Annotated in this window: 21 protein-coding genes; 7 read left to right on the plus strand and 14 right to left on the minus strand. The window is 67.0% G+C overall.

Annotation, left to right across the window (positions count from 1 at the left end; translation table 11 throughout):
• Nucleotides 1–25: 25 nt before the first annotated feature.
• The 6 genes from R2669_RS16775 to R2669_RS16800 form a co-directional block, all read right to left on the minus strand.
• The gene (locus tag R2669_RS16775) at nucleotides 26–949 is read right to left on the minus strand and encodes a glycosyltransferase family 2 protein (RefSeq protein ID WP_316874794.1); all 924 of its coding nucleotides are present in this window, start codon (nucleotides 947–949) and stop codon (nucleotides 26–28) included.
• Nucleotides 933–1,655: a PIG-L deacetylase family protein gene (locus R2669_RS16780; protein ID WP_147217599.1), complete on the minus strand. Its 723-nt coding sequence runs from the start codon at nucleotides 1,653–1,655 to the stop codon at nucleotides 933–935. The genes R2669_RS16775 and R2669_RS16780 overlap by 17 nt, the downstream gene beginning before the upstream one ends.
• Nucleotides 1,652–2,923 (minus strand): zinc-dependent alcohol dehydrogenase, encoded by a 1,272-nt coding sequence (locus R2669_RS16785; RefSeq protein WP_147217601.1) that lies wholly within the window; start codon nucleotides 2,921–2,923, stop codon nucleotides 1,652–1,654. Before R2669_RS16785 ends, R2669_RS16780 begins: the two co-directional genes overlap by 4 nt.
• Before the next feature lie 96 nt (nucleotides 2,924–3,019).
• Nucleotides 3,020–4,291 (minus strand): Nramp family divalent metal transporter, encoded by a 1,272-nt coding sequence (locus tag R2669_RS16790; protein ID WP_316890524.1) that lies wholly within the window; start codon nucleotides 4,289–4,291, stop codon nucleotides 3,020–3,022.
• Nucleotides 4,292–4,298: 7 nt separating this feature from the next.
• Complete coding sequence (locus R2669_RS16795; protein WP_147217606.1) at nucleotides 4,299–4,565, minus strand: hypothetical protein; 267 nt, start codon at nucleotides 4,563–4,565, stop codon at nucleotides 4,299–4,301.
• A gap of 35 nt (nucleotides 4,566–4,600) precedes the next feature.
• Nucleotides 4,601–5,092, minus strand: coding sequence for a DUF421 domain-containing protein (locus R2669_RS16800; protein ID WP_147217608.1), 492 nt, complete (start codon nucleotides 5,090–5,092; stop codon nucleotides 4,601–4,603).
• A gap of 156 nt (nucleotides 5,093–5,248) precedes the next feature.
• On the opposite strand from R2669_RS16800, the gene R2669_RS16805 reads away from it, so the two are divergent.
• Nucleotides 5,249–6,109 (plus strand): SDR family oxidoreductase, encoded by an 861-nt coding sequence (locus tag R2669_RS16805; RefSeq protein ID WP_316901332.1) that lies wholly within the window; start codon nucleotides 5,249–5,251, stop codon nucleotides 6,107–6,109.
• Nucleotides 6,110–6,129: 20 nt separating this feature from the next.
• Here the strand turns inward: R2669_RS16805 and R2669_RS16810 are convergent, their stop codons facing one another.
• The 6 genes from R2669_RS16810 to R2669_RS16835 form a co-directional block, all read right to left on the minus strand.
• Entirely contained in the window at nucleotides 6,130–7,266 is a 1,137-nt protein-coding gene (locus R2669_RS16810; RefSeq protein WP_316901334.1) for a porin, read from the minus strand.
• A gap of 121 nt (nucleotides 7,267–7,387) precedes the next feature.
• Nucleotides 7,388–8,608 carry a 3-(3-hydroxy-phenyl)propionate transporter MhpT gene (mhpT, locus tag R2669_RS16815; protein WP_316901336.1) on the minus strand — a complete coding sequence of 407 codons (1,221 nt, stop codon included), beginning with the start codon at nucleotides 8,606–8,608 and terminating at the stop codon, nucleotides 7,388–7,390.
• 29 nt (nucleotides 8,609–8,637) lie between these two features.
• Nucleotides 8,638–10,386, minus strand: coding sequence for a tannase/feruloyl esterase family alpha/beta hydrolase (locus R2669_RS16820; protein WP_316901337.1), 1,749 nt, complete (start codon nucleotides 10,384–10,386; stop codon nucleotides 8,638–8,640).
• 60 nt (nucleotides 10,387–10,446) lie between these two features.
• Nucleotides 10,447–12,351, minus strand: a complete 1,905-nt coding sequence (locus R2669_RS16825; protein WP_316901487.1) for a feruloyl-CoA synthase — start codon at nucleotides 12,349–12,351, stop codon at nucleotides 10,447–10,449.
• 81 nt (nucleotides 12,352–12,432) lie between these two features.
• Complete coding sequence (locus R2669_RS16830; protein WP_316901339.1) at nucleotides 12,433–13,896, minus strand: aldehyde dehydrogenase; 1,464 nt, start codon at nucleotides 13,894–13,896, stop codon at nucleotides 12,433–12,435.
• 38 nt (nucleotides 13,897–13,934) lie between these two features.
• On the minus strand, nucleotides 13,935–14,768 hold the full coding sequence (locus R2669_RS16835; RefSeq protein WP_027679713.1) for a p-hydroxycinnamoyl CoA hydratase/lyase: 834 nt from the start codon (nucleotides 14,766–14,768) through the stop codon (nucleotides 13,935–13,937).
• A 187-nt stretch (nucleotides 14,769–14,955) separates the two neighbouring features.
• Here R2669_RS16835 and R2669_RS16840 point away from each other — a divergent pair, with 187 nt between their 5' ends.
• From R2669_RS16840 to R2669_RS16855, 4 genes are all read left to right on the plus strand, one after another.
• Complete coding sequence (locus R2669_RS16840; RefSeq protein ID WP_147217618.1) at nucleotides 14,956–15,429, plus strand: MarR family winged helix-turn-helix transcriptional regulator; 474 nt, start codon at nucleotides 14,956–14,958, stop codon at nucleotides 15,427–15,429.
• A 171-nt stretch (nucleotides 15,430–15,600) separates the two neighbouring features.
• Nucleotides 15,601–18,807, plus strand: coding sequence for an efflux RND transporter permease subunit (locus R2669_RS16845; RefSeq protein WP_316901341.1), 3,207 nt, complete (start codon nucleotides 15,601–15,603; stop codon nucleotides 18,805–18,807).
• Entirely contained in the window at nucleotides 18,800–20,101 is a 1,302-nt protein-coding gene (locus R2669_RS16850) for an efflux RND transporter periplasmic adaptor subunit (RefSeq protein ID WP_316901343.1), read from the plus strand. Before R2669_RS16845 ends, R2669_RS16850 begins: the two co-directional genes overlap by 8 nt.
• Nucleotides 20,098–21,543 (plus strand): efflux transporter outer membrane subunit, encoded by a 1,446-nt coding sequence (locus R2669_RS16855; protein ID WP_316901345.1) that lies wholly within the window; start codon nucleotides 20,098–20,100, stop codon nucleotides 21,541–21,543. Before R2669_RS16850 ends, R2669_RS16855 begins: the two co-directional genes overlap by 4 nt.
• A gap of 3 nt (nucleotides 21,544–21,546) precedes the next feature.
• On the opposite strand, the gene R2669_RS16860 is transcribed toward R2669_RS16855, so the two are convergent.
• Entirely contained in the window at nucleotides 21,547–22,461 is a 915-nt protein-coding gene (locus R2669_RS16860; protein ID WP_316901346.1) for a hypothetical protein, read from the minus strand.
• A 359-nt stretch (nucleotides 22,462–22,820) separates the two neighbouring features.
• Between R2669_RS16860 and R2669_RS16865 the strand changes: the two genes are divergently transcribed.
• Entirely contained in the window at nucleotides 22,821–24,413 is a 1,593-nt protein-coding gene (locus tag R2669_RS16865; protein ID WP_316901349.1) for an N-acyl-D-amino-acid deacylase family protein, read from the plus strand.
• A 27-nt stretch (nucleotides 24,414–24,440) separates the two neighbouring features.
• Here R2669_RS16865 and R2669_RS16870 read toward each other — a convergent pair whose 3' ends face one another.
• A complete protein-coding gene (locus tag R2669_RS16870; RefSeq protein WP_037026654.1) occupies nucleotides 24,441–25,091 on the minus strand; it encodes a helix-turn-helix domain-containing protein in 651 nt (216 codons plus the stop codon).
• A gap of 94 nt (nucleotides 25,092–25,185) precedes the next feature.
• Here R2669_RS16870 and R2669_RS16875 point away from each other — a divergent pair, with 94 nt between their 5' ends.
• Nucleotides 25,186–26,478: an MFS transporter gene (locus R2669_RS16875; protein WP_316890512.1), complete on the plus strand. Its 1,293-nt coding sequence runs from the start codon at nucleotides 25,186–25,188 to the stop codon at nucleotides 26,476–26,478.
• Nucleotides 26,479–26,487 lie beyond the last annotated feature (9 nt).

Here is a 26,487-nt window from a genome sequence, read left to right on the forward strand (position 1 = left end):
GCTTCCGGCCGGCACGGCCACCGGGCTAGCCGATCGACAGTGTGGGGATGGCGCGGCGGCGCTGGCGGTCGGCGTCCATCTGCCGCCACAGCGCCACGGTGGTCGGCTGCACGGTATGCCGGCGCAGCAATGCGCGCGGCAGGCGCACCAGCGCGGCCGGCAACGCCTCGGCAAGCACGCCCTGTTCGGCCATCGCGCGGATGGCGCGGCCCGTGACGCGCCAGGCCAGGTCGAGCGGCAAGCGCAGCCACGCACTCAGCATCTCGTTGCGCGCCAGCAGTGCACGGCGCTGCTTCACATCACGCACCGGCGATGGGTTGTGGTGCGTGACCACCTCGCGGCAGTAGACGATGCGCCAGCCCGCGTCAACCAGGTCGAGCGCCAGCACGCTTTCTTCACCGCCGATAAACAGGTCGCGTCGGTAGCCGCCGGCCTCCGTAAAGGCACGCGTGCGCGCCACGCAAGCGCCGGCCATGAAGCCGAGCAGCGCGGGGCCAGGCAGCCCATCGGAAGGCAACGTGCTGGTGGCCATGGGCTCGCACGCAGTGTCGTCGCGGCGCGTCGGGCCGACCACCACGTGCGCCGCCACCACGCCCACCGACGGATACCGCTGCAGCACATCGACCGCACGTCCCACGGAGCCCGGCAGCCACGCGGTGTCGTCATCGCAGAAGGCAACGTAAGGCGTATCGATGCTGGCCACGCCGAAGTTGCGACCGGCCGCGCCGTAGTTGCGCGGCGCGCGCACGATGGCGACGTCAGGAAAGCGCGCGGCGATCTGGTCGGCGGTGCCGTCGGTGGAGCCGTTGTCCACCACCACGATCGGCCACGGTTCCTCCAGCGCCACCAGCTTGCCCAGCGTCTCGAGGACGGTGGCTGCGCGGTTGTACGTCAGCACGACGATGGAACACGGTGCCTGCGCCCTGCGGGCGTCATCCAACGGTTGCATGATCGGGTTCTCCTTGCTTGGGTTCCAGCAGCCAGAAACGTTCGGGCTGGTGCAGGTCTTCCACGCCGCCGGGGCCGAACGCGCGCAACTGGCTGGCGTAGCAGGCCACGGCGCGGCGCTTCTGGCGACCATCGACGGCCGTGACGGGCGATACCGGCGTGGCGACGATGTCCTGCGCAGCCAGCGCGACGATGCGATCCTGCACGGCGCCGCGCCCACGCCGGTACAGCGCGTCCTCGTAGCCGATCCAGAGCCGCTGCGGCAGCTTGCGCAGCAGCAGCAACGCCGCTTCGTGCACGAGGACGTGGTCGCTGTGGAACAGCCCCAGCGGCACGAACACCGCGTCTGCCGCGCGCCTTTCCACCAGCCGGTAGAGCGCACGCTCCAGTTCAGCCACGGTGGGCGTCTGCCCGTACTGGCTATCGCAAAAACCGAGGTGATGCACCGTGGCGCTGACCTGCGCGTGCGCCTGCGCATCTTCCAGCCGGCGCGCCGCCACAGCCTGGGTGGAATCGGCAAAGCCCGCCTCCTGGTCCCAGGTCGTTGAGACTGGAGTTTCAGGCGCCCCACCGAACACGGTAACCGTGCGGCTGCCGTGATGCGCCGCGAGCAACGCCCCGCACGAGAAGATCGCGTCGTCAAAGTGCGGCGAGATCACCAGCACCGGCCCGAGGCTGGCGACGCGATCGTGCAGCGCCCGGCTCATGCCCGTGAGGCGCCGGGCGTGCGAGCGCCGTCAGTGGCTTGCGGGTCCAGCTTGACCTTCATCCAGCCGGGCTCGCGCGTGTCAAAGGCGCGGTAGGCATCGAGCGCCGCCGCCATCGGCTCGCGCACAGACAGCACGGCCGCCGGATCGATGGCACCCGTGCGCACCAATTCCACGAGCTTGGGCAGATAGCGCCGGTGGTTGCAGTTGCCCATGCGGATGGTGAGGTTCTTGTTCATCGCCATGCCGATCGGGAACGTCGTGTCGTTGGGCGGGTACACGCCGATGATCGACAGCGTGCCCGCCTTGGCAAGGCCTTCGACGGCCCAGCGCAGCGCTTGCGAGGGCGCATCGCCGGCTTGCCACGGTGCGTTCTCGTTGGCATCGGAAACGGCACCCGTGCCGCGTGCTTGCGGGGTGGTGGCTTTGCGCTCGGCGGCAAACGCTTCGGCCGTCTTGTCGTCGGGGCGGGCAGGGCCGTGGTCGGCATGCTGGGCGTCCACGCCCACGGCGTCGATCGCACAATCCACGCCAATGCCGCCGGTGAGCCGGCGCAACGCCTGCACGGGGTCTTCACGTTCGAAGTCGATCACCTCGGCGCCTTGGGCGCGCGCCATGTCGAGTCGGTCCGCCAGGTGGTCCACCGCAAAGATGCGCCCCGCGCCCATCAGCTTGGCGGAGGCGATCACAAACTGCCCGACCGGCCCTGCGCCGAACACGGCAACGGTGTGGCCCGGCTTGATGTTGGCCAGATCGGCGCCGAAGTAGCCGGTGGGGAAAATGTCCGACAGCAGAATGGCCTGGTCGTCCGACACCTCGTCGGGCAGCTTGACGAGGTTGACGTGCGCAAACGGTACACGCGCCTTTTCGGCCTGCAGGCCGTCGAAGCCGCCGGCTTCCTCCGGGCCGCCGTAGAACGACGTGCCGGCCAGATGCCCGTGCGGATTCGCCACATCACATTGCGCGGTATAGCCGGCACGGCAATATGCGCACGCGCCGCATGCAATGGTGGACGGAATCACCACCCGATCGCCGACCGACAAGTTGCGCACGTCGTCGCCGAGTGCTTCCACCACGCCTACACCTTCGTGGCCGAGGATGCGCCCCTCCTTCACATCGGCCATGGTGCCGCGTACGAAGTGCAGATCCGTCCCGCAGATGGCGCTGGCCGTGAGGCGCACGATGGCGTCGGTGGGCTCGCGCAGTGTCGGCTCGGGCACGTCTTCCAGACGAATGTCGCCGATGCCGTGAAATACGACAGCTTTCATGATTGACCCCTGGTTGGTGAACAGGACACCGCACTTGTTGCGCGGTTTCGCCCAAGACACGCAACCCCGGTGCCTGCGTGGCAACCCGGCGGCCTGTCAGGACCCTCGCGCGGCCAGCACGAAGAACAGCAAGGTACTGGCGCACATGCTCAGCGTCGCCAGCCAGGCCGTGCCATGCAGCAGCGGGGAACTGCGGAACGGCCCCATCACCGCCTTGCGGCGCGACATCAGCTGCAGCATCACCATGACAGGCGTGGCGGCCACGCCATTGAGCACCGCGGCCCAATACAGCAGCTTGAACGGCTCGATGGGCAGAAACACCATCACCGTGGCCGCCGCCATCACCAGCGTGAGGAACAGGTAGAACTTAGGCGCGCGGTGCACCTTCGCTTCAAGGCTGCTGTGCCACTTGAAGGCCTCCGCGGCGGCATAGGCAGCGGAGCCCGCCAGCACCGGCACCGCAAGCAGCCCCGTGCCGATCACGCCCACGGCAAACAACGTCTGCGCAAAGCGGCCAGCCACCGGCTTGAGCGCTTCGGCGGCCTGCGCACAAGTTTCGATTTTCGTGACGCCATGCGTGTGCAGCGCGTAAGCGGCCGTCAGCATGATGCAGAAGGCAATCAATGCCGACACCACCATCCCGACCGTCGTGTCGATACGGATGCGTGCGAACTGGTCCTTCGCCTGCCACGGCGCCTTCTTGAGCGGCGCTTCGTCTTCAGCCAGGCGGGTTTCTTCCACCTCCCCTGCGGCCTGCCAGACAAACAGATACGGGCTGATGGTGGTGCCAAACACTGCGACGAGCGTCATCGCATAGTCCTTCGACCAATGCAGCTGCGGGACGACGGTGTCGTGCAGCGCATGCGCCCAGTCCACCTTCACGACAAATGCCGTGGCCACGTACGCCAGCAGCGACAGCGCGGTCCACTGCAGATAGCGCGCATAGCGGCGATACGGCATCCAGACTTGCAGCACGAGCGTGAAGACGGCAAACAGGCACGCATACCACGCGGTCGAGCCGCCCAGGAGCAGCCGCACGCTGTCGCCCATGGCAGCAATATCGGCCCCGACGTTGATGATGTTGGCCACCGTGACCAGCGCCACGAATGCATACGCCAGCCACGGCGAGTGATGCTGCCGGATATTGGCCACCACGCCCCGGCCGGACACGCGCCCCAGGCGCGCACTGACCAGTTGGATGGAAATCATCAGCGGCAGCGTCAGCAGCAGCGTCCACAGCATGCCGGTACCCATCTGCGCACCGGCCTGCGCGTACGTGGCGATCCCGCTGGGGTCGTCATCTGCCGCGCCAGTGATGAAGCCGGGCCCCAGCCGGCGGTACCACGGGGTGTCGTCAGCTGCGGGCACGCTGGGCTCAGCTCCGGTTGTCAGTCGAGGGCGCGTCCGGCGTCTGCTCCCCGGGGTCGTGCAGCTTGTCGCGCGTGATGCCCGGCGGCACTTCGCCTTGGCGCATGCGGCGCAGCGTGTCGTGCTTGCTCTGCGGCTTCGGTGCCGTGCTGCCTGTGCGGCCGGCTTCCGCATTGGCCGGCCGATCGCCCGGCTTGCGGTGCGACTCGGCCTGTTCCCAGTCGGCCTGACGCTGTTCGGCGTCGCGGTTTTCCTTCTCTTGCCTGTCTCGCATGGTTGCCTCCGGTGTACGTGTGCAGGTGTGAAAAATCAGCGGCGCTTGCGGATCAGGCTGACCTGCCCGTTGCGCTCCAGAATGGCGGCCTCCACATCGTCCAGCGTGCGCGAGCCGAGGGTCTGGCGCACGCTCTCATGCACATCACCCACGGTGATGAGCGCGGCATCCATCTGGCCTTGGTCGAAGCACCCTTCCCGATAGATCTCGCGTTCGCGGCCGGCGATGAGCCGATCGAGCTTGGGTAGCCGCACGCATGCCCACCCCAGCAGACGGTGCACCGCCACCAGTGCGAGCGAAGCCGACACCGTCGCCAAAAAAGGCGATGCGCCGACGATAGCGCGGCTCAGCGTGGCGCCCAGCAACACCGCAACAACGAAATCGAACGGCGCACGCTGGCCGAACGAGCGGCGGCCCGACAGGCGAACCAGCGCCAGCCCGATGGCGAACACCACCACTGCACGCATCGCGGTTTGTAACGGGTTGAGATCCTTGCCTTCGCCAAAGAGGAACAGCAGCGTGTCCATGGCGCCTCCCGTGGTGGATGTGAAGTGTTTTCCACCACGCTAGCAAGCGGCGTGCCGCGCGCATGCGCGCCAGACCGCACGCCAGGCCCGATTGAAACGCGATGGCATGCCGTGTGCTGAAAGCCGGTGTATCCACACTTTCATAGCGAGCCCGCCATGCCCGAGCAGCCACAGCAGCAACCACCGCAGCACCAGGACCGCCAGCCCGGCACCGAGAGCGACATGACGCCACGCCCGCAGGCGGAGATGGAAAATTACGTCGGCAGCGGCAAGCTGGCCGACAAGGTCGCCATCGTCACCGGCGGCGACAGCGGCATCGGCCGCGCGGTCGCCATCGGCTTTGCCAAGGAAGGCGCCGATGTGCTGATCGCGTACCTGGACGAACACGACGACGCCAACCAGACCTGCCGCCTCGTCCGCGCGACCGGCCGCCGCTGCGAAGCCATTGCCGGCGACCTGGGCGACGAAGCGCATGCCCGCGCGGTCGTCACGCAGGCGGTGGCCACCTTCGGCAAGATCGACATCGTGGTGAGCAATGCGGCAGAACAGCACCCGCAGCAGAGCCTGGCCGACATCGATGCGGCGCAGCTGGAACGCACGTTCCGCACGAACGTCTTCGCGATGTTCTATTTGATCCGTGCCGCGCTGCCGCACCTGCATGAAGGCGCGCGCATCATCACGACCACCTCGGTCACGGCGTTTCGCGGCAGCGGCCACCTGGTGGACTACGCCGCCACCAAGGGGGCGATCGTGGCGTTCACGCGCTCGCTGGCGCAGCAGGTGGCGGACAAGGGCATCCTGGTGAATGCCGTGGCGCCGGGGCCGATCTGGACACCGCTGATCCCGTCCACCTTCGACGCCGAGCACGTCGCCAAATTCGGCAGCAACGAGCCGCTGGGCCGGGCGGGCCAGCCGGATGAAGTGGCGCCGTGCTACATCTTTCTGGCGTCTGCCGATGCGAGCTACATGACGGGGCAGACGCTGCATCCGAATGGGGGGGAGATCGTCAACGGGTGACGGTGCCGCCCCCCGCTGCATCAGAACGCCGTCCGCATCCCGACCATCGCGCCGAGCTGGTTCACGCCCTTGCCCGGCGTGGTTCCACCGCCGCCACCGCTTACGGAATACTGCGCGTTGGCGCTGTTCCACAGATAGCCCGTCTGCGCATACAGCGCCGTGCGCTTTGAGAGCGCATAGACGCCGCGCAGCACGGCCATCGTCGCGCTGCGGCTCTGGTCGGCATTGACGAGGCGGATCAGACCGGCATCCAGCGTCAGCGCGCCCGTGAGCGGATAGCTGCCGTTGACGAAGTAGAGGTTGGAACGGACGTCGCCGGCAACGGCCTGCACGTGGCGACCGATCCAGCCCACGCCGAGCTTGGCGTTGCCGAGCTTCACATAGCCGTTGGCGACGATGCGGCGGTCCTTGTCGCCCGCATCGGTGAACGCAACGGGCGCGCTGCCGTTGAAGAACGATGCGGTGGCGCCGGTGCCGCCGCGCTGCTCTTCATAAGCGCCGGCCACGCCAAAGGTGGCCGCGTCGTACTTCACCATGGCCGACATGGCGCGACACGCCGATGCATTGCCCGCCACCTCACCCGCGCAGGTTCCGGAGGCCGGCACACCGCCCGCCGCGTCACGCCCGAACGAATACGTAGCGCCCACCGTCAGGCCGCTGAAGGTGCCTTTGTAGGCGATGGTATTGTCCGTGCGCGCGTTTGGAATGTACGCATCGAGTGAGCCGATGGCGTACTGGCTGGGGCCGAGGATGTCTGCATCGGCCAGCGACAGAAACACCATGCTGTACTGCCGGCCCAGCGTGACGGTGCCGTAATCGCTGGCCAGCCCGACCCACGCCTGCCGGCCGAACAGGCGGCCGCCCTGGCCGGAAGTGCCGGTGTCGGTGTTGAAGCCGCTTTCCAGCGTGAACACGGCCTTCATGCCGTTGCCCAGGTCTTCCGCGCCGCGCAAGCCCCAGCGTGAGGGCAGCGTGCCCGTGACCGACGGGATGCGCGTGAGGCCGTTGCCGTTGGCATTGGCGTGGCTCACGTATTCGATGCCGGTGTCGATCAGGCCGTAGAGCGTGACGCTCTGCGCGTTGGCCGCGCCGCTGGCGAGTGCGCTCGTGGCCGCTGCCAGTGCGAGACAGTGCGTGCGCAAGGTGGTGGTTTGCATGTGGGGCCCCTCCTAGGGTCGAGCCGGTCCCGCCCCCCATGTCTGGCGGGCCGGCAGTTTGGAATATGTGGATGTGAAAGGCGCCATCCGGCCGGACGGCGCGAAAAATGGAACTGCTGTGTCAGTCCTGCACGCGTGGCCGCTTGAGCAGCAGCAGCGCAGCCAGCGCCGCGATGATGGTGACCGGGATGCTGGCGCCAATGATGGTGGTGGCGTGCTGCCCCATCGCCAGCAGTTGCCCCGCCAGCAGCGGCCCGGCGATCGACCCCAACCGGCCCACCGCCACCGCGGCGCCCACGCCAGTGCCGCGCACGACGGTCGGGTAGTACGCCGCCGCCAGCGCATACAGCACCGACTGCGCGCCAATCACGAACAGCCCAGCCATGAAGGCGCCGGCCGACATCGACGTCATGCCGCCCGCCGCCGCCAGCAACGACAGCGCCGCGATGATGCCGACATACATGCCCGACACCACCCAGCGCGGGCGCGCCGCGTCCATCAACATGCCAATGCCCAGCGCGCCGGCACCGCCGCCGATGTTGAACAGGATCTGCACCATGCCCACCTGCGGCCGGCTCAGGCCCTGCGCCGCCATCAGGGAGGGCAGCCAGTTGAGCAGGAAATACAGCACGATCAGCGTGAAGAAATAGCTGACCCACAGGAACAGCGTGGCCGCCATCCGGCGCTCGCCGAACAGCGCCCATGACACCGACGGCGGCTGGATGGCACCACGCTGCGCGCTGTCAAACCGGCGTGATTCCTGCAGCGTCAGCAGCAGCGGCACCACCACGAGCGGGCCGAAGCCGCCCACGTAGAAGATATGGCGCCAACCGGAATCGCCTGCGCTCAACATGCCGACCACCGCGGCGATGGCACCGCCGAATGGAATGCCGCAATACATGACGCTCACGGCGGTGTTGCGCAGGCGTGCGGGTACCGCTTCGGCACACAGCGCGATCAGGTTGGGCATGGCGGCACCCAGACCGATGCCGGTGGCCACGCGAATCATCAGCAGGCTGTTGAAATCCCACACGTGCGCGGTGGCGATCGAAAAGATGCCGAACAGCGCCGTCGCCAGGATCAGCACGCGCTTGCGGCCGATGCGATCCGCCAGCCGGCCGCCCAGCATGGCGCCCGGCAACAGGCCGAACGTGCCGGCGCTGAAGGCAAAACCCATCTGCCCGACCGATAGGCCGAACTCGCGCGCCATGCGCGGCGCAGCCACGCCGATGGATTGCAGATCGAGCCCTTCGAGCAGCGCAACGATGAAGCACAGCCCGAGCGTCATGGCGACGCCGGGGCCAACGGACTCCCGGCTCAACGTCGTGGTGGTGGTTTGCATGGCGTCTCCTTCCGGATGTTGGGCGGCCGTCATTGGCAACTGAAGCTCGAGGCGTCGTTGATGTTGCCGGTGCCCGTGTAGCGCGCGTTCTTCGGGTAGGCGCACAGCGGACGCGTGCGGTCGTGGCCGGCGGCATTCCAGTCGCTGGGCACTTCGGCATTCGGCACGGCGTTGGCGGGGCCGCGTGCGGTGGCGACCACGCTGTCGGGCGCCACGCCGCGCTCCACCCAGGCCACCAGCGGCGTGAGCATGTCGAACTGGTCGGCGGTCGGCCCGCCCGCGCAGTGATTCATGCCCGGCACCGGATAGAAGCGCGCGAAGTTGCTGGCATCGCCGCCATTGGCTGCGGCCAGGCGCTGGTACCAGTCGGTCGTGTCGTCGGACGAGAACACCGGGTCGCTCGTGCCGTGATAGACCATCAGCTTGGCGCCGCGCCCCTTGAGCGTGCCGAGGTTGGTCTCATCCGGCGGCGTCATGAACGACCAGGCGGATTCGGTGTACGTGGCGTCTGTGGCGAAGATCTTCGGCGCGTCGGTGTCCATGTTGAACGCCAGGCCATACGCGGTGAGTGACGTGATGGCCGACGCCGGCTGCGGCGTGGTCGTAAACACGAACGCCAGCGCTGCGGGGTCGAGCTGGATCGAGTTGCCCTGCTTCCACGCCGCCCAGTTGCTGCCGCTGATGCCGGCGTCAAACGAAAAGCCCGAGTACAGCGCCTGCCCCGCACTGTTGCGCGCGCCGGCAAACAGGTTGGCCATCACGGTTTTCTGCGCGGCGGTCAGGCAAGTGCCGTCGCGGGTGCCGGTGCAGGTCGGCACGTCGTTGGCGAGGCTGAAGGCGGTCTGGCACGCCTTGAGGTTGTTGATCATGCCGTCGGTCGTGCCGTCCAATGCGTCGCACTTGGCGAGTACGTGGCTGGCCACCATGGCGCGCTCCGTGGCGGACAGGGACGTGGTGATGTCTGGAAAGCCCGCGCTGGTGTTGGCGGTCGCCACCGTCGCCAGTTGCTGCGCGCTGTACACCTCGTTGATGGCCGCCTTGGGCAGATGGAAGCCCGGGTCGCCGGCCACGATGCCGTCATACGCATTGGCCGAACGCGCGGCGGCCACCATCGCATGGCGCCCGCCGTTGGAGCACCCGCCAAAGTAGCTGCGGTCCGGCGCCTTGCCGTACACCTGCGCGATCATCGACTTGGCCATCGGCGTGAGCGTGGCAACGGCGTTGTAGCCGTAATCCAGACGCGCCTGCGGGTCGCGCCCGAACAGCGGCACCTGGCTACCGTTGTGCCCCGCATCCGAACTGATGACGGCAAACCCGGAGCCCAGCGCACTGCTGACCGGGCCACCGCCCAACGCGCCGAGCGCCGTGGCCACCGCGCCATCCAGCCCGCCGTTGGCCTGGTAGTAGAAGCGACCGTTCCATGCCTTGGGCAGACGCATCTCGAAACCGATGGCGTACGTCTTGCCGTCCACCGGGCTCACACGCGTGTTCATGGTGCCGGTGATCAGGCAGTGCTCGGGCACGGCGTTGCCGCCCACGCTCAACGTGCCTGCCGCCACGGTCGAGATGGCGGTGATGCTGGTGTTGGCAAAACTCAGCTTGCCGGCAAAGCTCTCGCACGCGGCGGCGAGATTCAAACCCGTGGCAGGCGAAAGCTGCGGCAGCTGCGATGCTTGCGACGACGATGCGTCGCTGGTGCTGTCGTCGTTGCAGCCGGCGCAGCTCAGCGTGAGGGCGAGCGCGGCCAGCGCCATGCCCCGTGACATGACGGTCTTCATGAGTCTCCTCCTGGGTGGATGAACCGGTCTTTGCCGGTTGGGTGTCGTGCTGCGTTGGAATCAGCCCGCGCGAATCACCGCGGGATCGCCATCGCGATACAGCGTGTCGACCTGCTCGGCACGGTGGGCCAGCACGGCGCGCTGGTTGAGCGTGCCCTTGTCGGTGATCTCGCCGCGGTCAAGCGATGGCGGCACATCGAGCAACAGCAGCCGCGCCACGCGCGTCGCGCTGCCGGTGGCCGTGGCGTTCAATTCGTGCAGCAGCGCGGCAAATGCGGCGCGCACGGCGGGGGCGGCCAGCACTTCGGCTGCGCTGGCGCTTGGCGGCAGGCCAGACAGCCGCCGGCATCGCTCCACCTGCGGGAACACCAGCAAGCCGATGTCGTCACGGTTCATGCCGGCAATCACCACGTCCTGCACATACGGCGCGCCTGCGGCAATCACGCGTGCGCGCAACGGGCCCACGCTGACGAACGTGCCGGAGCTGAGCTTGAAGTCCTCCGCGATGCGGCCATCGAAGACGAGGCCTTTTTCGGGGTGGTCCGCGTCGTAGAAACGCAGCGCGTCGCCGCTGCAGTAGTAGCCGTCTTCATCGAAGACCGGTGCGGCAGGCTCTTCGCCCAGGCGCCAGTAGCCACGCATGACATGCGGCCCGCGAAAGCGCGCCTCCAGCTTGTCGCCCACGGGCACGAGCTTGAGTTCGCAGCCCGGCGCCGGCGTGCCGACATAGCCGGAACGCATGATCGGCCGGGTCGTGAACAGGCAGCACGGCGACGTCTCTGTCATGCCCAGGCCGGCCATGATGCGGATGCGTTCGCCGCTGTGCTGGCCGGTCACGCGCTCCAGCCGGTCCCAGGCTTCTTGCGACAGTCCTGCACCGCCAAAAAAGTAGAGCTTCACGCGGGAGAAGAAAGTCTCGCGCAGCGCCGGGTCCCGTTCCAGCGCCAGCGCGAGTTCTTCCCACCCCTTGGGCACATTGAAATACGCGGTGGGTGCGATCTCGTGCAGGTTGCGCAGCGTCTCGTCGAATTTGCCGGGCACGGGCCGGCCGTCATCGATGTAAAGCGTGCCGCCGTTGTAGAGCACGATGCCGACGTTGTGGCTGCCACCGAACGTGTGGTTCCACGGCAGCCAATCCACCAGCACCGGCGGCTCCTTGGCGAATTCGGGAATCGTCTGGCGCAGCATCTGCTGGTTGCTGCACAGCATGCGGTGCGTCGTCGGCACGGCCTTGGGGGCGCGCGTCGAGCCGGAGGTGAACAGCACCTTGACGAGCGTATCGGGGCCGGTTGCGGCCTGCGCGGCGTCTGCCGTCGTCACGGGCGTTTGCAGCAGCGTGTCGAAGGCCGTCGCGCTGCGCCCGGACAATACGCCGTCGCGCGTGATGACCTCCACGCCGGGCGGCACCACCGCGCCGATGGCGTTGGCAAAGGCCGCGCCGTCGGCGGCATAGACGAGCCCCGGCGTCAGCACGTCAAACACGTGGCGCAGCTTGCCGAAATCCGTCGACACCAATGCATACGGCGGCGACACCGGCGCATACGGCACACCCGCCCACATGGCGCCCAGCGCCAGCTGCAAGTGCTCAAGATCGTTGCCGGACAGAATCGCCAGCGGGCGCTCGGCGGAGACACCGCGATCCAGCAAGGCCTGACCGATGGCGCGTGCGCGCTCCAGCATCTCGCGATAGGTCAGCTTGATCCACTCGCCGTCCGGCCCGCGACGGGCGGCCAGCACGCGATCCGGATGGCGCTGCGCGCCTGCGACCAGGCAGTCGGTCATGCGCGGCGGATGCGCGGCCAGCGCTTCGGTATTGCGCACGTGCCAGACACCGCCGCCGCGCGCGTCCATCTCGCAACGCGCAGGCGCATCGCTCACGGCAACCTGCCTGTAGGGGTGATTTGGCACACCTGCCGGGGGCGGCGTGTGATGCCCGGTTTGAACCTGCGGGCCCTGAGCCTGCATTTCGACGTGATTCACGTCTTGTCTCCTGAATGCGCCGCCCGTTTTATGGTTGTGGTGGGCGACTGCCGAACTTCAGATCGGTTAAATCGGATAGTGGCGCGGCGTATTCTGCAAGGTGATCCAGCGCAGTTCGGTAAATTCCGCAATCGACGCCTTGCCGCCAAACCGGCCGTAGCCGCTGCTCTTCACGCCGCCAAACGGCATCTGCGCCTCGTCGTGCACGGTGGGGCCGTTGATGTGGCAGATGCCCGATTCGATACGCTGCGCGACCCGCATGGCGCGCGACACATCGCGGCTGAACACGGCGGCCGACAAACCGTATTCGCTGTCATTGGCCAGGCGAATCGCCTCTTCATCGCCATCCACGCGCGCCACCGTCACCACGGGGCCGAACGATTCCTCGTTGTACAGCCGCATGGCGGGCGTCACGCCATCCACGATGGCCGGCTGCACGATGGCGCCATCCATGTGCAAGCCGACGGGCAGCGCAGCGCCGTGCGCGCGGGCGTCTTCCACCAGCGCCTGCACGCGCCGGGCCGCATCTACGCTCACCATCGCGCCCAGCTGGGCGGTCGCGTCGGTGGGGTCACCTGCGCGCAGCGTGCGCGCCTTGGCGGCCAGCTTGTCGACGAGGGCATCGGCAATCTTGCGATCGACAATGACGCGTTCGGTCGACATGCAGATCTGCCCCTGGTTGAAGAATGCGCCAAACGCAATTGCTTCCACGGCGGCATCCAGGTCGGCATCGTCCAGCACCAGCACCGGCGCCTTGCCGCCCAGTTCCAACAGCGCAGGCTTCAGGTGCCGCGCTGCGTGCTGCGCAATGATGCGCCCGACGTGCGTCGAGCCCGTGAAGTTCACGCGGCGCACGGCCGGATGCGCGATCAGGCGCTCCACCACCTCGGCGGCGTCGGCCGGCGCGTTGGTCACCACGTTCACCACGCCATCGCCCAGGCCAGCCTCCTGCAGCACTGCGCCGATCAGCCGGTGCACGGCCGGGCACAGCTCCGAGGCCTTGAGCACGACCGTGTTGCCGCATGCCAGCGGCATGGCCAGCGCGCGCGTGCCCAGGATCACCGGCGCATTCCACGGTGCAATGCCGAGCACCACACCGCAAGGCTGGCGCACGGCCATCGCAAAGTTGCCCGGCACATCCGAGGGGATCACGCTGCCGTCGATCTGCGTGGTCATGGAGGCGGCTTCGCGCAGCATGTTGGCCGCCAGCATGACGTTGAAGCCGATCCAGTTGGGGCTGGCGCCGGTCTCCGCCGCGCCGGCGCGAATGAAGGCGTCGGTGTGCTGGTCCATCAAGTCGGCCGCTTTGAGCAGCCGCTTGCGGCGCTCGCCCGGCGCCAAGGCCGCCCACGCGGGGAACGCATCAGCGGCAGCCTGCACAGCGGCGTCGGCATCTTCCAGCGTGGCCGCCGCCGCGCGCGATGCGACTGCGTCGTTGACGGGATTGCGGCGCTCGAAGGTGGCACCGTTGGCAGCTGGCCGGCTTTCACCGCCGATCAGCAGGGTCACAAGCTGAGTCACCTCAGGCATGGGTTCGTCTCCGGGGGCGTTGGCGTGAGCGGGCCAGATCAGGCGCGCTTGTAGGCTTGCAGGCCCGGCTTGATCGACTTGTCGTCCAGGAACTGCTTGAGGCCCTGCTCGCGGCCGCCCTCCGGATCACGCAGCGTGGCCTGGTCGAGCTTGGCGTACAGATAATCCTCGTTCTGCTCCCATGTCAGCTCGCGGCTGCGCTTGAAGCCGTGCTTGGCGGCACGCAGCACCACGGGGTTCTTCTCCAGCAGCTTCTCGGCCAGTGCCACGGTGCGCGCACGCAGGTGGGCACGCGGCACGCTCTCGTTGACGAGGCCCATGGCGGCGGCCTGCTGACCGGTGAAGGTCTCGCCGGTCATGATGTAGTAGAGCGCCTGGCGGTGGCCCACGGTATCGGCCATCGCCTTGCTGACGAGGTTGCCCGGCGGAATGCCCCAGTTGATTTCCGACAGACCGAAGGTGGCCTCGTCCGCCGCAATCGCCAGATCGCACGCCACCAGCGGCGAGAACCCGCCGCCGAAGCACCAGCCGTTGACCATCGCGATGGTCGGCTTGGCATACATGCGCAGCAGCTTCCATTGCCACTGGCAGGCATCGCGCCGGATCTTCTCCTGCAGGATTTCCGGACCGGCGTCGACTTCGCGGAAGTACTCCTTCAAATCCATGCCGGCCGTCCACGCATCGCCCGCGCCGGTCAACACCAGCACCTTGGCATCGGCATCCAGCTCCAGCGCTTCGAGCACCTGGATCATGTCCGAGTTGAGCGTCGGGCTCATGGCATTGCGCTTCTCGGGGCGGTTGAACGTCACCCATGCAATGCCCTGGTCCACCTTTACGTCCACGGTTTGCCAGCGCCCTTGGTAATCAGCCATTTCCGTCTCCTTGATCTGTCGGCTGCTTGAGATGCCCGCCGTCTTGTGTGCGGCGCGTCTCAGCTTGGTGCCAATTTAATATCAGGTAGCCTGATATAACAAGGAGATTATCATTGCCGTAAACCCTGATCCGAACGACACGTAGCAGAATGTGCGCATCTGCATAGGTGCACACCCACTCACATCCATGGCGGCCACACGAACCAAACGCAACACACCTCAGCCCGCACAAGACGGCGCACCCGCAACGTCTGCACGACTGCCCTACCTGATCGGCCGCACCGACCGCATCGTCAAGCGCCGCCTGGGCGAAGCGCTCGCCCCGCACGGGCTGACGGTGCCGCAATTCACGGCGCTGTCTGTGCTGCACGCGCGCGGCAGCCTGTCGAACGCGCAACTGGCGGAGCGCTCGTTCATGTCGCCGCAGTCGGCCAATGAAGTGGTGAAGGCGATGGAAGCCCGCGGCTGGGTGACGCGCACGCCCGATCCAACGCATGGCCGCATCGTCATGCTGGGCCTGACCGACGAAGCGCTCGCGCTGCTGGCGCTGTGCGATGAAGCCGTGAGCCGGCTCGAGCAGGAAATGCTGCAAGGAATCGACGCTGCGCACGCGGCATTGCTCCACGATCTGCTGCTGCAATGCGGGCGCAATCTGCGCTGAGCAGGGCCCTTCAGTTGCCACGGCAGTTGCCGTTATGCAATGTAATAAAGTCAGATCAAAGCGACATATTGATCGGCGGCCCCCGGCGCTAGAATGGCTGGTCCCTGCCTGTCGGGCCGGATCGAACAACCGTCGCCCTCCATCAACGCACCGCGGTTCTGAAACGCCTCCATGTGGATTGTCCAACTCGCGCTGCGAAGGCCGCTGACGTTCATCGTCCTCGCCCTGCTGATCCTGCTGGCGACGCCGTTTACGCTCATGCGTACGCCCACGGACATCTTCCCGGAAATCGACATTCCGATCGCGAGCATCATCTGGAACTACAACGGGCTGCCCGCGAAGGAGATGGCCGACCGCATCGTCTCCGTCACCGAGCGCAGCCTGACGACGACCGTCAACGACATCGAGCACATCGAGTCGCAATCGTTGGGCGGCGTGTCGATCATCAAAGTCTTCTTCCAGCCCAACGCCAACATCCAGACCGCGCTCGCGCAGATCGTGGCGAGCACGCAGGCGCAGGTGCGGCAGTTGCCGCCGGGCACCACGCCGCCGCTGGTGATCAAGTATTCGGCGTCGAGCATTCCGATCCTGCAACTGGGCCTGTCCAGCAACACGCTGTCGGAGCAGGAACTCAATGATGCGGCGCTGAACTTCCTGCGCCCGCGCCTGATCACGGTGCCGGGCATCGCGGTGCCGTTTCCGTATGGCGGCAAGAGCCGGCAGATCACGGTCGATCTCGATACGCAGAAGCTGCTGGCGCAGGGCCTGACGCCCGTCGACATCGTCAACGCGGTAGGCGCGCAGAACCTGATCCTACCGGCCGGCACGCAAAAGATCGACGCCACCGAATACGGCGTCACGCTCAACGGCACGCCGGGCAGCATCGCCGCGCTCAATGCGATTCCGGTAAGGACCAGCAACGGCGCCACGCTGTACCTGGGCGACGTGGCCCACGTGCGCGACGGTTTCTCGCCGCAGACGAATGTGGTGCGCCAGGACGGCCAGCGCGGGGTGCTGCTGTCCATCCTGAAGAACGGCGGCGCATCGACGCTCGATATCGTCAACAACATCCACAAGCTGCTGCCGGCCGCGGCCGCCGCGCTGCCGCAAGACCTGAAGATCACGCCCCTGTTCGATCAGTCGCTGTTCGTGAAGGCGGCCATTGAAGGCGTGATCCGCGAGGCGATCATCGCCGCATGCCTGACGGCGGCCATGATCCTGCTGTTCCTCGGCAACTGGCGCAGCACGGCCATCATTGCGGTGTCGATTCCGCTGTCGATCCTGTCGTCGATCATCGTGCTGCACCTGATTGGCGAAACCATCAATCTGATGACGCTGGGCGGCCTGGCGCTCGCGGTTGGGATTCTCGTGGACGACGCCACCGTCACCATCGAGAACATCGAGCGCCATCTGCACGAAGGCAAGGCGCCCGTCACCGCCATCCTGGATGGCGCCGCCGAAATTGCCGTGCCTGCCTTCGTGTCCACAATCTGCATCTGCATCGTCTTCGTGCCGATGTTCTTCCTCACGGGCGTGGCGCGCTACCTGTTCGTGCCGATGGCCGAAGCGGTGATCTTTGCGATGCTGGCGTCATACGTGCTTTCGCGCACGCTGGTGCCGACGCTGGTGATGATGCTCATGACCGGCCACCCGCATGACGCCGGGAAAGCCGACGCAAAACCGAGCACGTTCGGCCGCATCTACCGGGCGTTCAACACGCAGTTCGAACACATGCGCGGCAACTACGCCGCCATCCTGGGCGGGCTGCTGGAGCGCCGCCGCGTATTCGCGCTGTCATTCCTGGGCTTCTGCGTGGCGTCGTGCGCGCTGTTCCTGATGCTGGGCCGTGACTTCTTCCCCGATGTGGATGCCGGACAGATCCGCCTGCACATGCGCGCACCGTCGGGCCTGCGGATTGAAGAAACCGCACGGCTGGCCGACGAGGTGGAAACGGCCATCCGCGACATCATCCCCAAACAGGAACTGTCGACGATTCTCGACAACCTCGGCGTGCCGAACTCGGGGATCAACCTGTCGTACAGCAACGCCGGCACGATCGGCACGCTGGATGGCGAAATCCTGATCGCCCTGCACGAGGGCGAGCGCAAACCGAGCGCGGAATACATCCGCCGCCTGCGCGAGGAACTGCCGAAGCGCTTTCCGGGCGTGGAATTCGCCTTCCAGCCTGCAGACATCGTCAGCCAGATCCTGAACTTTGGTTTGCCGTCGGCCATCGACGTGCAGTTCTCCGGCGCCGACGTGGCCACGAACAAGCAGCTTGCGGGCATGCTGGCCAACCGCATCAAGCAGATTCCTGGTGCGGTGGATACGCATGTGCACCAGCGCTTCGACCAGCCCACGCTCGCCTTGAACATGGACCGCACGCGCATCCAGCAGGTCGGCCTGGAAGGGCGCGACGTGGCGCAGAACCTGCTCGTGTCGCTCAGCTCAAGCTTCCAGACCTCGCCCACGTTCTGGCTGAACCCGATCAACGGTGTGGTGTACCAGGTGGCCGTCACCAGCCCGCAGTACCGCGTCGATTCGCTCGACGCGCTGCTGCGCACGCCGGTGGCAAGCTCCCGCGGTGGCGCTGCACAGGCAGGCGGGCCGCAGTTGCTGGGCAACCTCGTGCAGGTCAGCCCCGCGGTGCAGCCGCAAGTGGTGTCGCACTACGACATCACGCCGGTGGTGGACGTCTATGCCGCCGTGCAGGGCCGTGACCTGGGCGCGGTCGCCAAGGAAGTACAGAAAGCCGTCGACGACATCCGCCCCAAGCTGCCGCGCGGCGCGCAGGTCACGGTGCGCGGTCAGGTGAAGACGATGGAATCGTCGTTCCTCGGCTTGGGGCTCGGCCTCGTCATGGCGATCGTGCTGGTGTACCTGCTGATCGTCGTGAACTTCCAGTCGTGGATCGACCCGCTCATCATCGTGACGGCACTGCCGGCGGCGCTGGCGGGCATCGCGTGGATGCTGTTCGTGACGGGGACGACGCTGTCGGTGCCGTCGCTCACGGGGGCAATCATGACGATGGGCGTGGCGACGGCCAACTCGATCCTGCTGATCTCTTTTGCGCGCGAGCGCCTGGCCGAAGGCATCGCGCCGGTGCAGGCCGCGCTCGAAGCCGGCGCCACCCGCCTGCGTCCGGTGCTGATGACGGCGCTGGCGATGATCATCGGCATGGTGCCCATGGCGTTGGGCCTCGGCGAAGGCGCAGAACAGAACGCGCCGCTGGGGCGCGCCGTGATCGGCGGTCTGCTCTTCGCGACCGTCTCGACCCTCTTCTTTGTTCCGGTGGTGTTTGCCAGCGTGCACAACAGATTGCAGCGGCGCGCCGCCCGGCGTAGTCACGATTTGCGGGGAAGCGAAGGACATGTCTGAGCAAACATCCGGAGCCCATTCCGGGGCGCATTCTGGCCACCTTGCGGACGGCCCGCCGCACCACGTCGTCACCGTCGACCCGATCGAACAGGTGGATCGCGGTCCCGCCATGCGCCGCGCACGCTGGGTCGTGATTGCCGTGGTGGTGGTGCTGGCGCTGGGCGCTGGGCGCACGCTGGTCGGCCGCTACTACAACGCGCAGGCGCTGGAGCGGCAGGTGAACGCGCAGACCAGTCGCTACGTCACCACCGTCGCCCCCAAACCGGCCAGCGCCAACCGCGAGCTGACGCTGCCGGGCACGCTGCAGGGCTACGTTGAATCGCCCATCTATGCCCGCACGAGCGGCTATGTGCTGCGCTGGTTCAAGGACATCGGCGCCCACGTCGACAAGGGCGAAGTGCTGGCGCTGCTCGACACGCCCGAAGTCGACCAGGAACTGAACCAGGCGCAGGCCACGCGCAACCAGGCTGCGGCACGCAAGGCGCTGGCGCAGACCTCGCTCACGCGCTGGCAGAACCTGCGCCAGAAAGACGCCGTCTCGCAACAGGAACTGGACGAGCGCACCAGCGCCGCCAACCAGGCCCAGGCCGACCTGGCCGCTGCCGAAGCCAACGTGCGCCGTCTGCAGGAGCTGCAAGGCTTCCGCCGCGTGGTGGCGCCGTTTGCAGGCGTGGTGACCAAGCGCAATGTCGACGTCGGCACGCTGGTCAACGCCGGCAATGCAGGCGCCAACCGCGAGCTGTTCACGCTGGCACAGACCGATCCGCTGCGCATCTACCTGTATGTGCCGCAGGCGTATTCGCAGCAGGTGAAGGTCGGCCAGGACGTGGCCGTGACGCTGGCCGAGCTGCCGGGCCAGACGTTTCACGGCACCATCGCGCGCGCCTCCGGCGCCATCGACGCCACCACGCGCACCATGCAAGTGGAAGTGCAGCTGCCCAACAAGGACGGCCGCCTGCTGCCGGGTGCGTATGTGCAGGTCGCCATCAAGGGCAAATCGTCCGGCGACGATGCGGGCGCCAACGGGCAGGGCACGTACCTCGTGCCGACAAACACGCTGCTCTTCCGTAAGGAAGGCCCGCGCATCGCCATTGCAGAAAACGGCCGCGTCGACCTGCGCCCTGTCACCATCGGGCGCGACTACGGCCGCACGGTGGAAATCGTGTCTGGCCTGAAGGCGACGGACGCGCTGATCCTGAACCCGGCCGATTCGATCGAGCAAGGCGAGGCGGTGACCATCGTCACGCCCGCACCCGCATCGGCACCGGGGGCATCGGCGCCGCACGCATCATGACGCGGCTGCACACCACCGCGCTGGCGGCCTCGCTGATCGTCTCGCTGGCCGGTTGCTCGCTGGCACCGACGTACGAGCGCCCCGCCATGGACGTGCCGGCGCACTGGCAGACCGAAGCACCGTGGCGCGCCGCGCAGCCCGCCGATGCAACGCCCAAAGGCCCGTGGTGGCAGCGCTTCAACGATCCGCAGCTCGACAGGCTGATCACGCAGGCGCTGGCGCACAACCAGTCGCTCAAGGTCGCGCTGTCGAACCTGGAGCAGGCACAGGCGCAGACGCGCGTGGCACGCGCCAGCCTGCTGCCGACCATCACGGCCACCAACAACGACACGCGCACGCGCACGTCGTCGGAGCGACCGCTCTCGTCGTACACCAGCCCGACCATGTCGACCATCCAGAGCGATTTCGTGCTGCGGGCCGACGCGAGTTACGAAGCCGATCTGTTCGGCCGCGTGCGCAACACCGTCGCCAATGCCGCCGCCAGCGAAGAACAGGCCGGCGCCAATCTCGAGAACTTCCGCCTGCTGCTGGCCGCGCAGGTCGCCACCACCTGGTACAACCTGCGCGAGACCGACGCGGAAATCGCCGTGGTGCAGGAAGGGCTGGCGCTGCAGCGCAAGGCGCTCGATTTCGTCACCTCACGGCATCAGGACGGCGTGGCATCGGGGCTCGACCTGGCGCAGCAACAGGCGCTGGTCGACAGCACCGCCACGCAGGCCGAACTGCTGACCAAGCAACGCGCGCAGTACGAACACGCGCTGGCCACATTGGTCGGCACACCTGCACCCGCTTTTCACATCGAGCCGACGCCGCTCAAGGGCACGGCGCCGCAGATTCCGGTGGCGCTGCCGTCCGACGTCATCGAACGCCGGCCCGACGTGGCGGCCGCTGAACGCGGGGCCGCTGCTGCCAACGCGCAAGTCGGTGTGGCACGCGCTGCGTTCTTCCCGAGCGTGATGCTCAACGGCGGCGCCGGTTGGGAAAGCCGCGATCTGGCGCTGCTGTTTTCTGCGCCGACGCTGCTGTGGTCGTTCGGCACGCAGATCGCGCAGACGGTGTTTGACGCCGGCCGCACGCGGGCGCGTGTGGACATTGCCAACGCGGCCTACCAAGGTGCGATCGCGAACTACCGCCAGACGGTGCTGGGCGCGCTGCAGGAAGTCGAAGATGGTCTGGCCGGACTGCAATCGCTGGACCGTGCCGCAAGCCAGGCGCGCCATGCCGTGGAAAGCGCCCGCAAGGTCTACGACATTGCCAGCGCGCGCTATGAGGGCGGTTTGGCAACGTCGTTGGACGTGATCACCGCGCAGCAGTCGCTGTTGAACAACCAGCGCACGGCGGTGCAGATTCTCGGCCAGCAGATGACGACGAGCGTGTTCCTCGTCAAGGCGGTGGGCGGCGATTGGAACCAGGCCGCAGCCGCGCCGATGGCCACGCGGTAGACGTCAGGCAACGCGGCGCAGGAAGCCCGCGCCAACAAAGAGGCCACCGAGCCAGCTCAGCGTGAGCGCCACGGCAACGAGCAGTTCAAGCAGCTCGGTGCCCTCGCCAGGCACGCGCAGCGCCAGCGCAATCACCGCCGCCATCAGCGCACCCGCTGCGATCAGGCTGACCAGCAGCGCGCCCAGCCCCGTCGACAACGTGCGCACGACCGGCGGATGCACGTGCGCCGGCGGACACAGCTCTGACATGCGCGCACGCACATAGGCCGCCGTGCGGGTGCCGTCGGTGGCATCGGCGTGATGCCGCATGACGTGCATCCAGGTTCGAGTGTCCAGCACGCCGGAACTCAGTTCCTGCGCAACGCGCCGCAGGGCGGCCCGTTCGCGTGCGTGGTCGGTGGCGTCAGAGGGCGTTTCATTGGGGGCGGGCTTGTCGAACACAGCCGGTGCGGCAGCAGGATCGGTCAGCCGCACCTCATGCCGATAGGTCACGCGCACGCGGCGCGAAAACCAGATGTACGCTGCCGTGCCGATCAGCAGCAACGCCTCCGCTGCCAGCAGCAGCATGATCGGCATGCGCCCTGCCGTGCCGCCGGAGGCTTGTGTCGTCCACGCGTGGATTCCGCCGCTCATGGCGAGCGTGGCCAGCAGCTGGAGCACGCCGTATCCGAGCCACAACATCGGAAACCAGCGCAGGCGCAGGAAAGCCACGGTGACGAGCCCCAGCGGAAAGACGAGCCCGGCCAGCGCCGGCGCCGCCCGCGCCGGGCCGCCGTTGGCGTCGCCGAGCGTGAGCATCATGCCCATCGCCAGCACGATCGCCAGCGCCGGCAGCGTATTCAGCCACAGCAGTGTCACGAGCCAGCCGCGCACGCCGTACAGGCGATGCGCCCGCGCGCGCGCCGCCGAAATTGCCATCCAACTCTCTTGCATGAAGCTCCCCGACCGGGTCTGCCATGCGTCGCATGTCGCGCAGCATGACTTCTGAATTTTCGCGATTGTGTCACCGGGGCAAGGCAGTTGCCCCCCTCCAAAGTGGGGACGGCCGCACATTGTCGCCAATGTCTTGCCACACCCAATGCTGGCAAGGCTTTCCGGGTGATTAGTTGTTCTTAATTCAGATATTGATAACGCTGAGTGTTGTATTGACGCCTGCCCGCAAGCGTTCCAGCACCGCAAACCCCTGCATGTCCGTTCCGCATACCGGGCCGAACCATTTGCATGTCATGTGGGCAACAAGGCTCCTTACACTCGCTGCAAACCACAAGGAAGCCGATATGCGCCCACACCGTCTGCCGCAGTGCCTGCTGTCCGCCCTCACCCTGAGCCTTGCGCTTGCCGGCCCCGCCCGTGCGGCCCCCGAGCCCGAACCGGTCGATATCCTGATCCGCAACGGCACGGTGGTCGACGGCAGCGGCGGCGCGCCCTTCGTGGCCGACGTGGGCATCCGCAATGACCGCATCGTGCTGGTGCAGCCCTCCGCCACGGGCGTGCAGGCGAAGACGGTGCTCGATGCGCGCGGGCTGGTGGTGGCGCCGGGCTTTATCGATCCGCATACGCACGCCTATCACAACCTCATCTCCAAAGACCGGCACCACAACCTGCCGTACCTGCTGCAAGGCGTGACGACGGTGGTGATCGGCAACGACGGCATCGTGCTCGAAGGCGACGGGCCGGATCTCGACCGCATCGGGCCGACGCTCAAGGCGCTGGACGCCAACCGCATCGGCACCAACGTGGCCATGCTGGTGGGCCACAACGCCGTGCGCCACCGCGTGATGGGCGACGTGGCGCGTGCACCCACCGCCGACGAACTCAAGACCATGCAGACGCTGATGGAAGACGGCATGCGCGACGGCGCATTCGGCATGTCGACGGGCCTCGTCTATACGCCAGGCGTGTTCGCCAAAACCGACGAGGTGGTCGCGCTGGCCAAGACCGTGGCCGCGCGTGGCGGCATCTACGACACACACCTGCGCGACGAGGGCAACTTTCGCACCGGCCTCGTCAACGCCGTGAAAGAAGCGCTGGACATCGGCCGGCAGTCGGGCATCCCGATCCACATCTCGCACATCAAGGCGCTGGGTGTGGATTCGTGGGGCAAGAGCGCGGAGGTCATCAGCCTGATGCGGCAGGCGCAGGCCGACGGCATGAACGTATCGGCAAGCCAGTATCCGTACACGGCGTCGAGCACGCACATCATTCCGGCGCTGGTGCCCGGCTGGGCGCGTGACGGCGGCAACGACGCGCTGCTCAAGCGCCTGGAAGACCCGACCACGCGTGCCCGCATTGCCACCGACATGGAAAAAGCCATGCAACAGCGCAACGGGCCCGCCGCGCAGGTACTGATTTCCACCAACCCCGAATACAACGGGCAATCGCTCGAGGCGCTGGGCAAGAAGCTGGGCGTGAGCCCCGTCGATGCGGCCATCAGCGTGATCCAGCACGGCGGCACGAACATCGTGTCGTTCAACATGAGCGACGCCGATCTGGAAGCCTTCATGAAGCAGGACTTCGTCGTGGGCGGCTCCGACGGCATTGCCGGACACCCGCGCGAAGCCGGCACCTTTGCACGCCGCATCGGCGAATACGTCACGCGCAAGCACGTGATGACGCTGCCGTTTGCCATCCGCCAGGCCAGCGCCCGCACGGCCGAAATCTTCGGCATCAAGGACCGCGGCACCGTGCAGGCTGGCAAGTTTGCCGACCTGGTCGTCTTCGACCCCGCCACCTACGCCGACCGCGCGAGCTATGAACAGCCTGGGCTGCCGCCCGTGGGCGTGCGCTGGGTGCTCGTCAACGGCGCGGTGGCCGTGGCCGACGGCAAGGCGGTGCCGGATGTGCTGGCGGGGCGGGCCTTACGCAAGTAAACAAGCGACGCCGCGCGGCGACGCAGCTCAGATCACGTCGCCGAGTTCGCGCACGTCCGTGCCGGTGCAGCACGCGAGTATCTCGGCGTCTTCCTTGCTGACCGACAGATAGACGTGACCGACTGCGCTGTCGAAGTACAGGCTGTCGCCCGGCGTCAGGCGAAAGGCGTCGCCGTTCTCGAAGCGCAGTTCGATCTCGCCGCCCAGCACGAAGACGAATTCCTCGCCGGGGTGGCGGATGTAATCCGGAAAGTCGTCGACCGAGCGCGCGCGGATGTGTGCGCGCATCGGCAGCATGCGTTTGCCGGTCAGCGCGTCGGCCAGCATGCCGTATTCGTAGTTCGGCGTGTCGTAAATGACCTGGCCGCCGGATGGGGTGAAGGTGGGCCGCAGCGGGCCGGCATCGGGCGTGCGGCGCCGGCCGAGCAGTTGCTCGAACTCGAGCCCCAATGCCTGCGCCAGGCCGGCAAACTTCTCATAGGTGAGGGCAATATCGCCGCGCTCGGCCTTGGAAATGGTGGACAGCGCCACGCCAGAACGCTCCGACAGCTCCTGCAGCGTCAGCCCGCGCGCCTTGCGCGCCTCGCGGATGCGCGCTCCCACCTCCTGGTGATTGAGCTGCGCCGGTGCCTCGTCGATTGAATGGGGCTGGATAGCCGCTTTTGCGCTCGATGCCACGCACGTCTCCGGGTTTTCTCGTATACGAGAATTCGATTTTTCTCGTATACGATAACTCAAACCCTCCCCAGCCTCCAACCCAGGAGAGCCGCCCGTGTCGACACTCGCCCTCGACAGCCGCCCCGCGCTGTCACGCACGCAAGTCATTGCCGCTACCACCATCGGCACAGCGCTGGAGTTTTACGACTTCACCATCTACAGCTACTTCGCCATCCAGATCGGGCAACTGTTCTTTCCGTCGGCATCGCCGGTGAACCAGTTCCTGTTGTCGATCGGGGTGTTTGGCGTCGGCTTTGTGGTGCGGCCACTCGGCGGCGTGATCATCGGCGCGTATGCCGATCGCGCCGGGCGCAAGAAGGCGATGGTGCTGACCATCATGATGATGGCGCTGTCGTGCGCGCTCATCGCCACGGCGCCCACGTACGCCACGGCGGGCATCTTCGCCCCGATGATCGTGCTGGCTGCGCGCCTGATGCAGGGCTTTGCAGCAGGCGGCGAATTCGGGCCCGGCACCACGTTGCTGGTCGAATACGCAAGCGACCGCACGCGGGCATTCTTTGCGAGCTGGAACTTTGCGGCGACCGCGCTGGGCCTCGCGCTGGGCGCGGCGGTCGCCACGCTCATCAACGTGACGCTCTCGAAGGAGGCGGTGCTCGCCTGGGGCTGGCGGCTGCCGTTCCTGCTGGGCATTTTTGCAGCGCCGGCCGGCATGCTGATCCGCCGCCGGCTGGAAGAGACGCTCGACCGCCGCGATGCGGCACCAAGCCCCGCCAAGCCGCAAGGCGCGCTCAAGGCCGCGCTGACCACGCATCTGAAGCTGACCATTCTCGGCACGTTTGCGGAACTGGGCGGCTCGGTGTCGGTGTACATCACGGCGTTCTTCCTGCCCAGCCACGCGGTGCGCACACTGCATATGTCGCCCACCGCGGCGGTGGCCTCGGGCGTGGTCAGCTCGCTGGTGCTGTTCGTGGCCGCGCCGATTGCCGGGCGCCTGGCCGATCGCTACACCCGCAAGCGCGTGCTGGTCACGTCGCGCATCATCATGCTGTTGGCGGTCTACCCGGCGTTTGCCTTTCTGGGCGCGCATCCGACGCCGTTGGCGCTGTACATCGTGTCCGCATTGTTGGCCGTGTTCGTGGCGGCGCAGATCGTGCCCGTGCTGGTGATGATTCCCGAGCTGTTTCCCAAGCACGTACGTGCCACCGGCATCGCACTCACCTATGTGGTGAGCGCATCGTTCTTCGGCGGGTTCTCGCCGTTCATCGCGAGCTGGCTGGTGGAGCGCACCGGCAACCCGCTGGCGCCGGCGTGGTACGTGGCCGCCGCATGCCTCGTGTCACTGGTGCCGGTGATCTGGCTGCGGGACCGCACGGGCGAAGCGCTTTAAAGCGAAATG

It is taken from the genome of Ralstonia edaphi (assembly GCF_958350185.1).
Classification (GTDB): Bacteria; Pseudomonadota; Gammaproteobacteria; order Burkholderiales; family Burkholderiaceae; genus Ralstonia; species Ralstonia edaphi.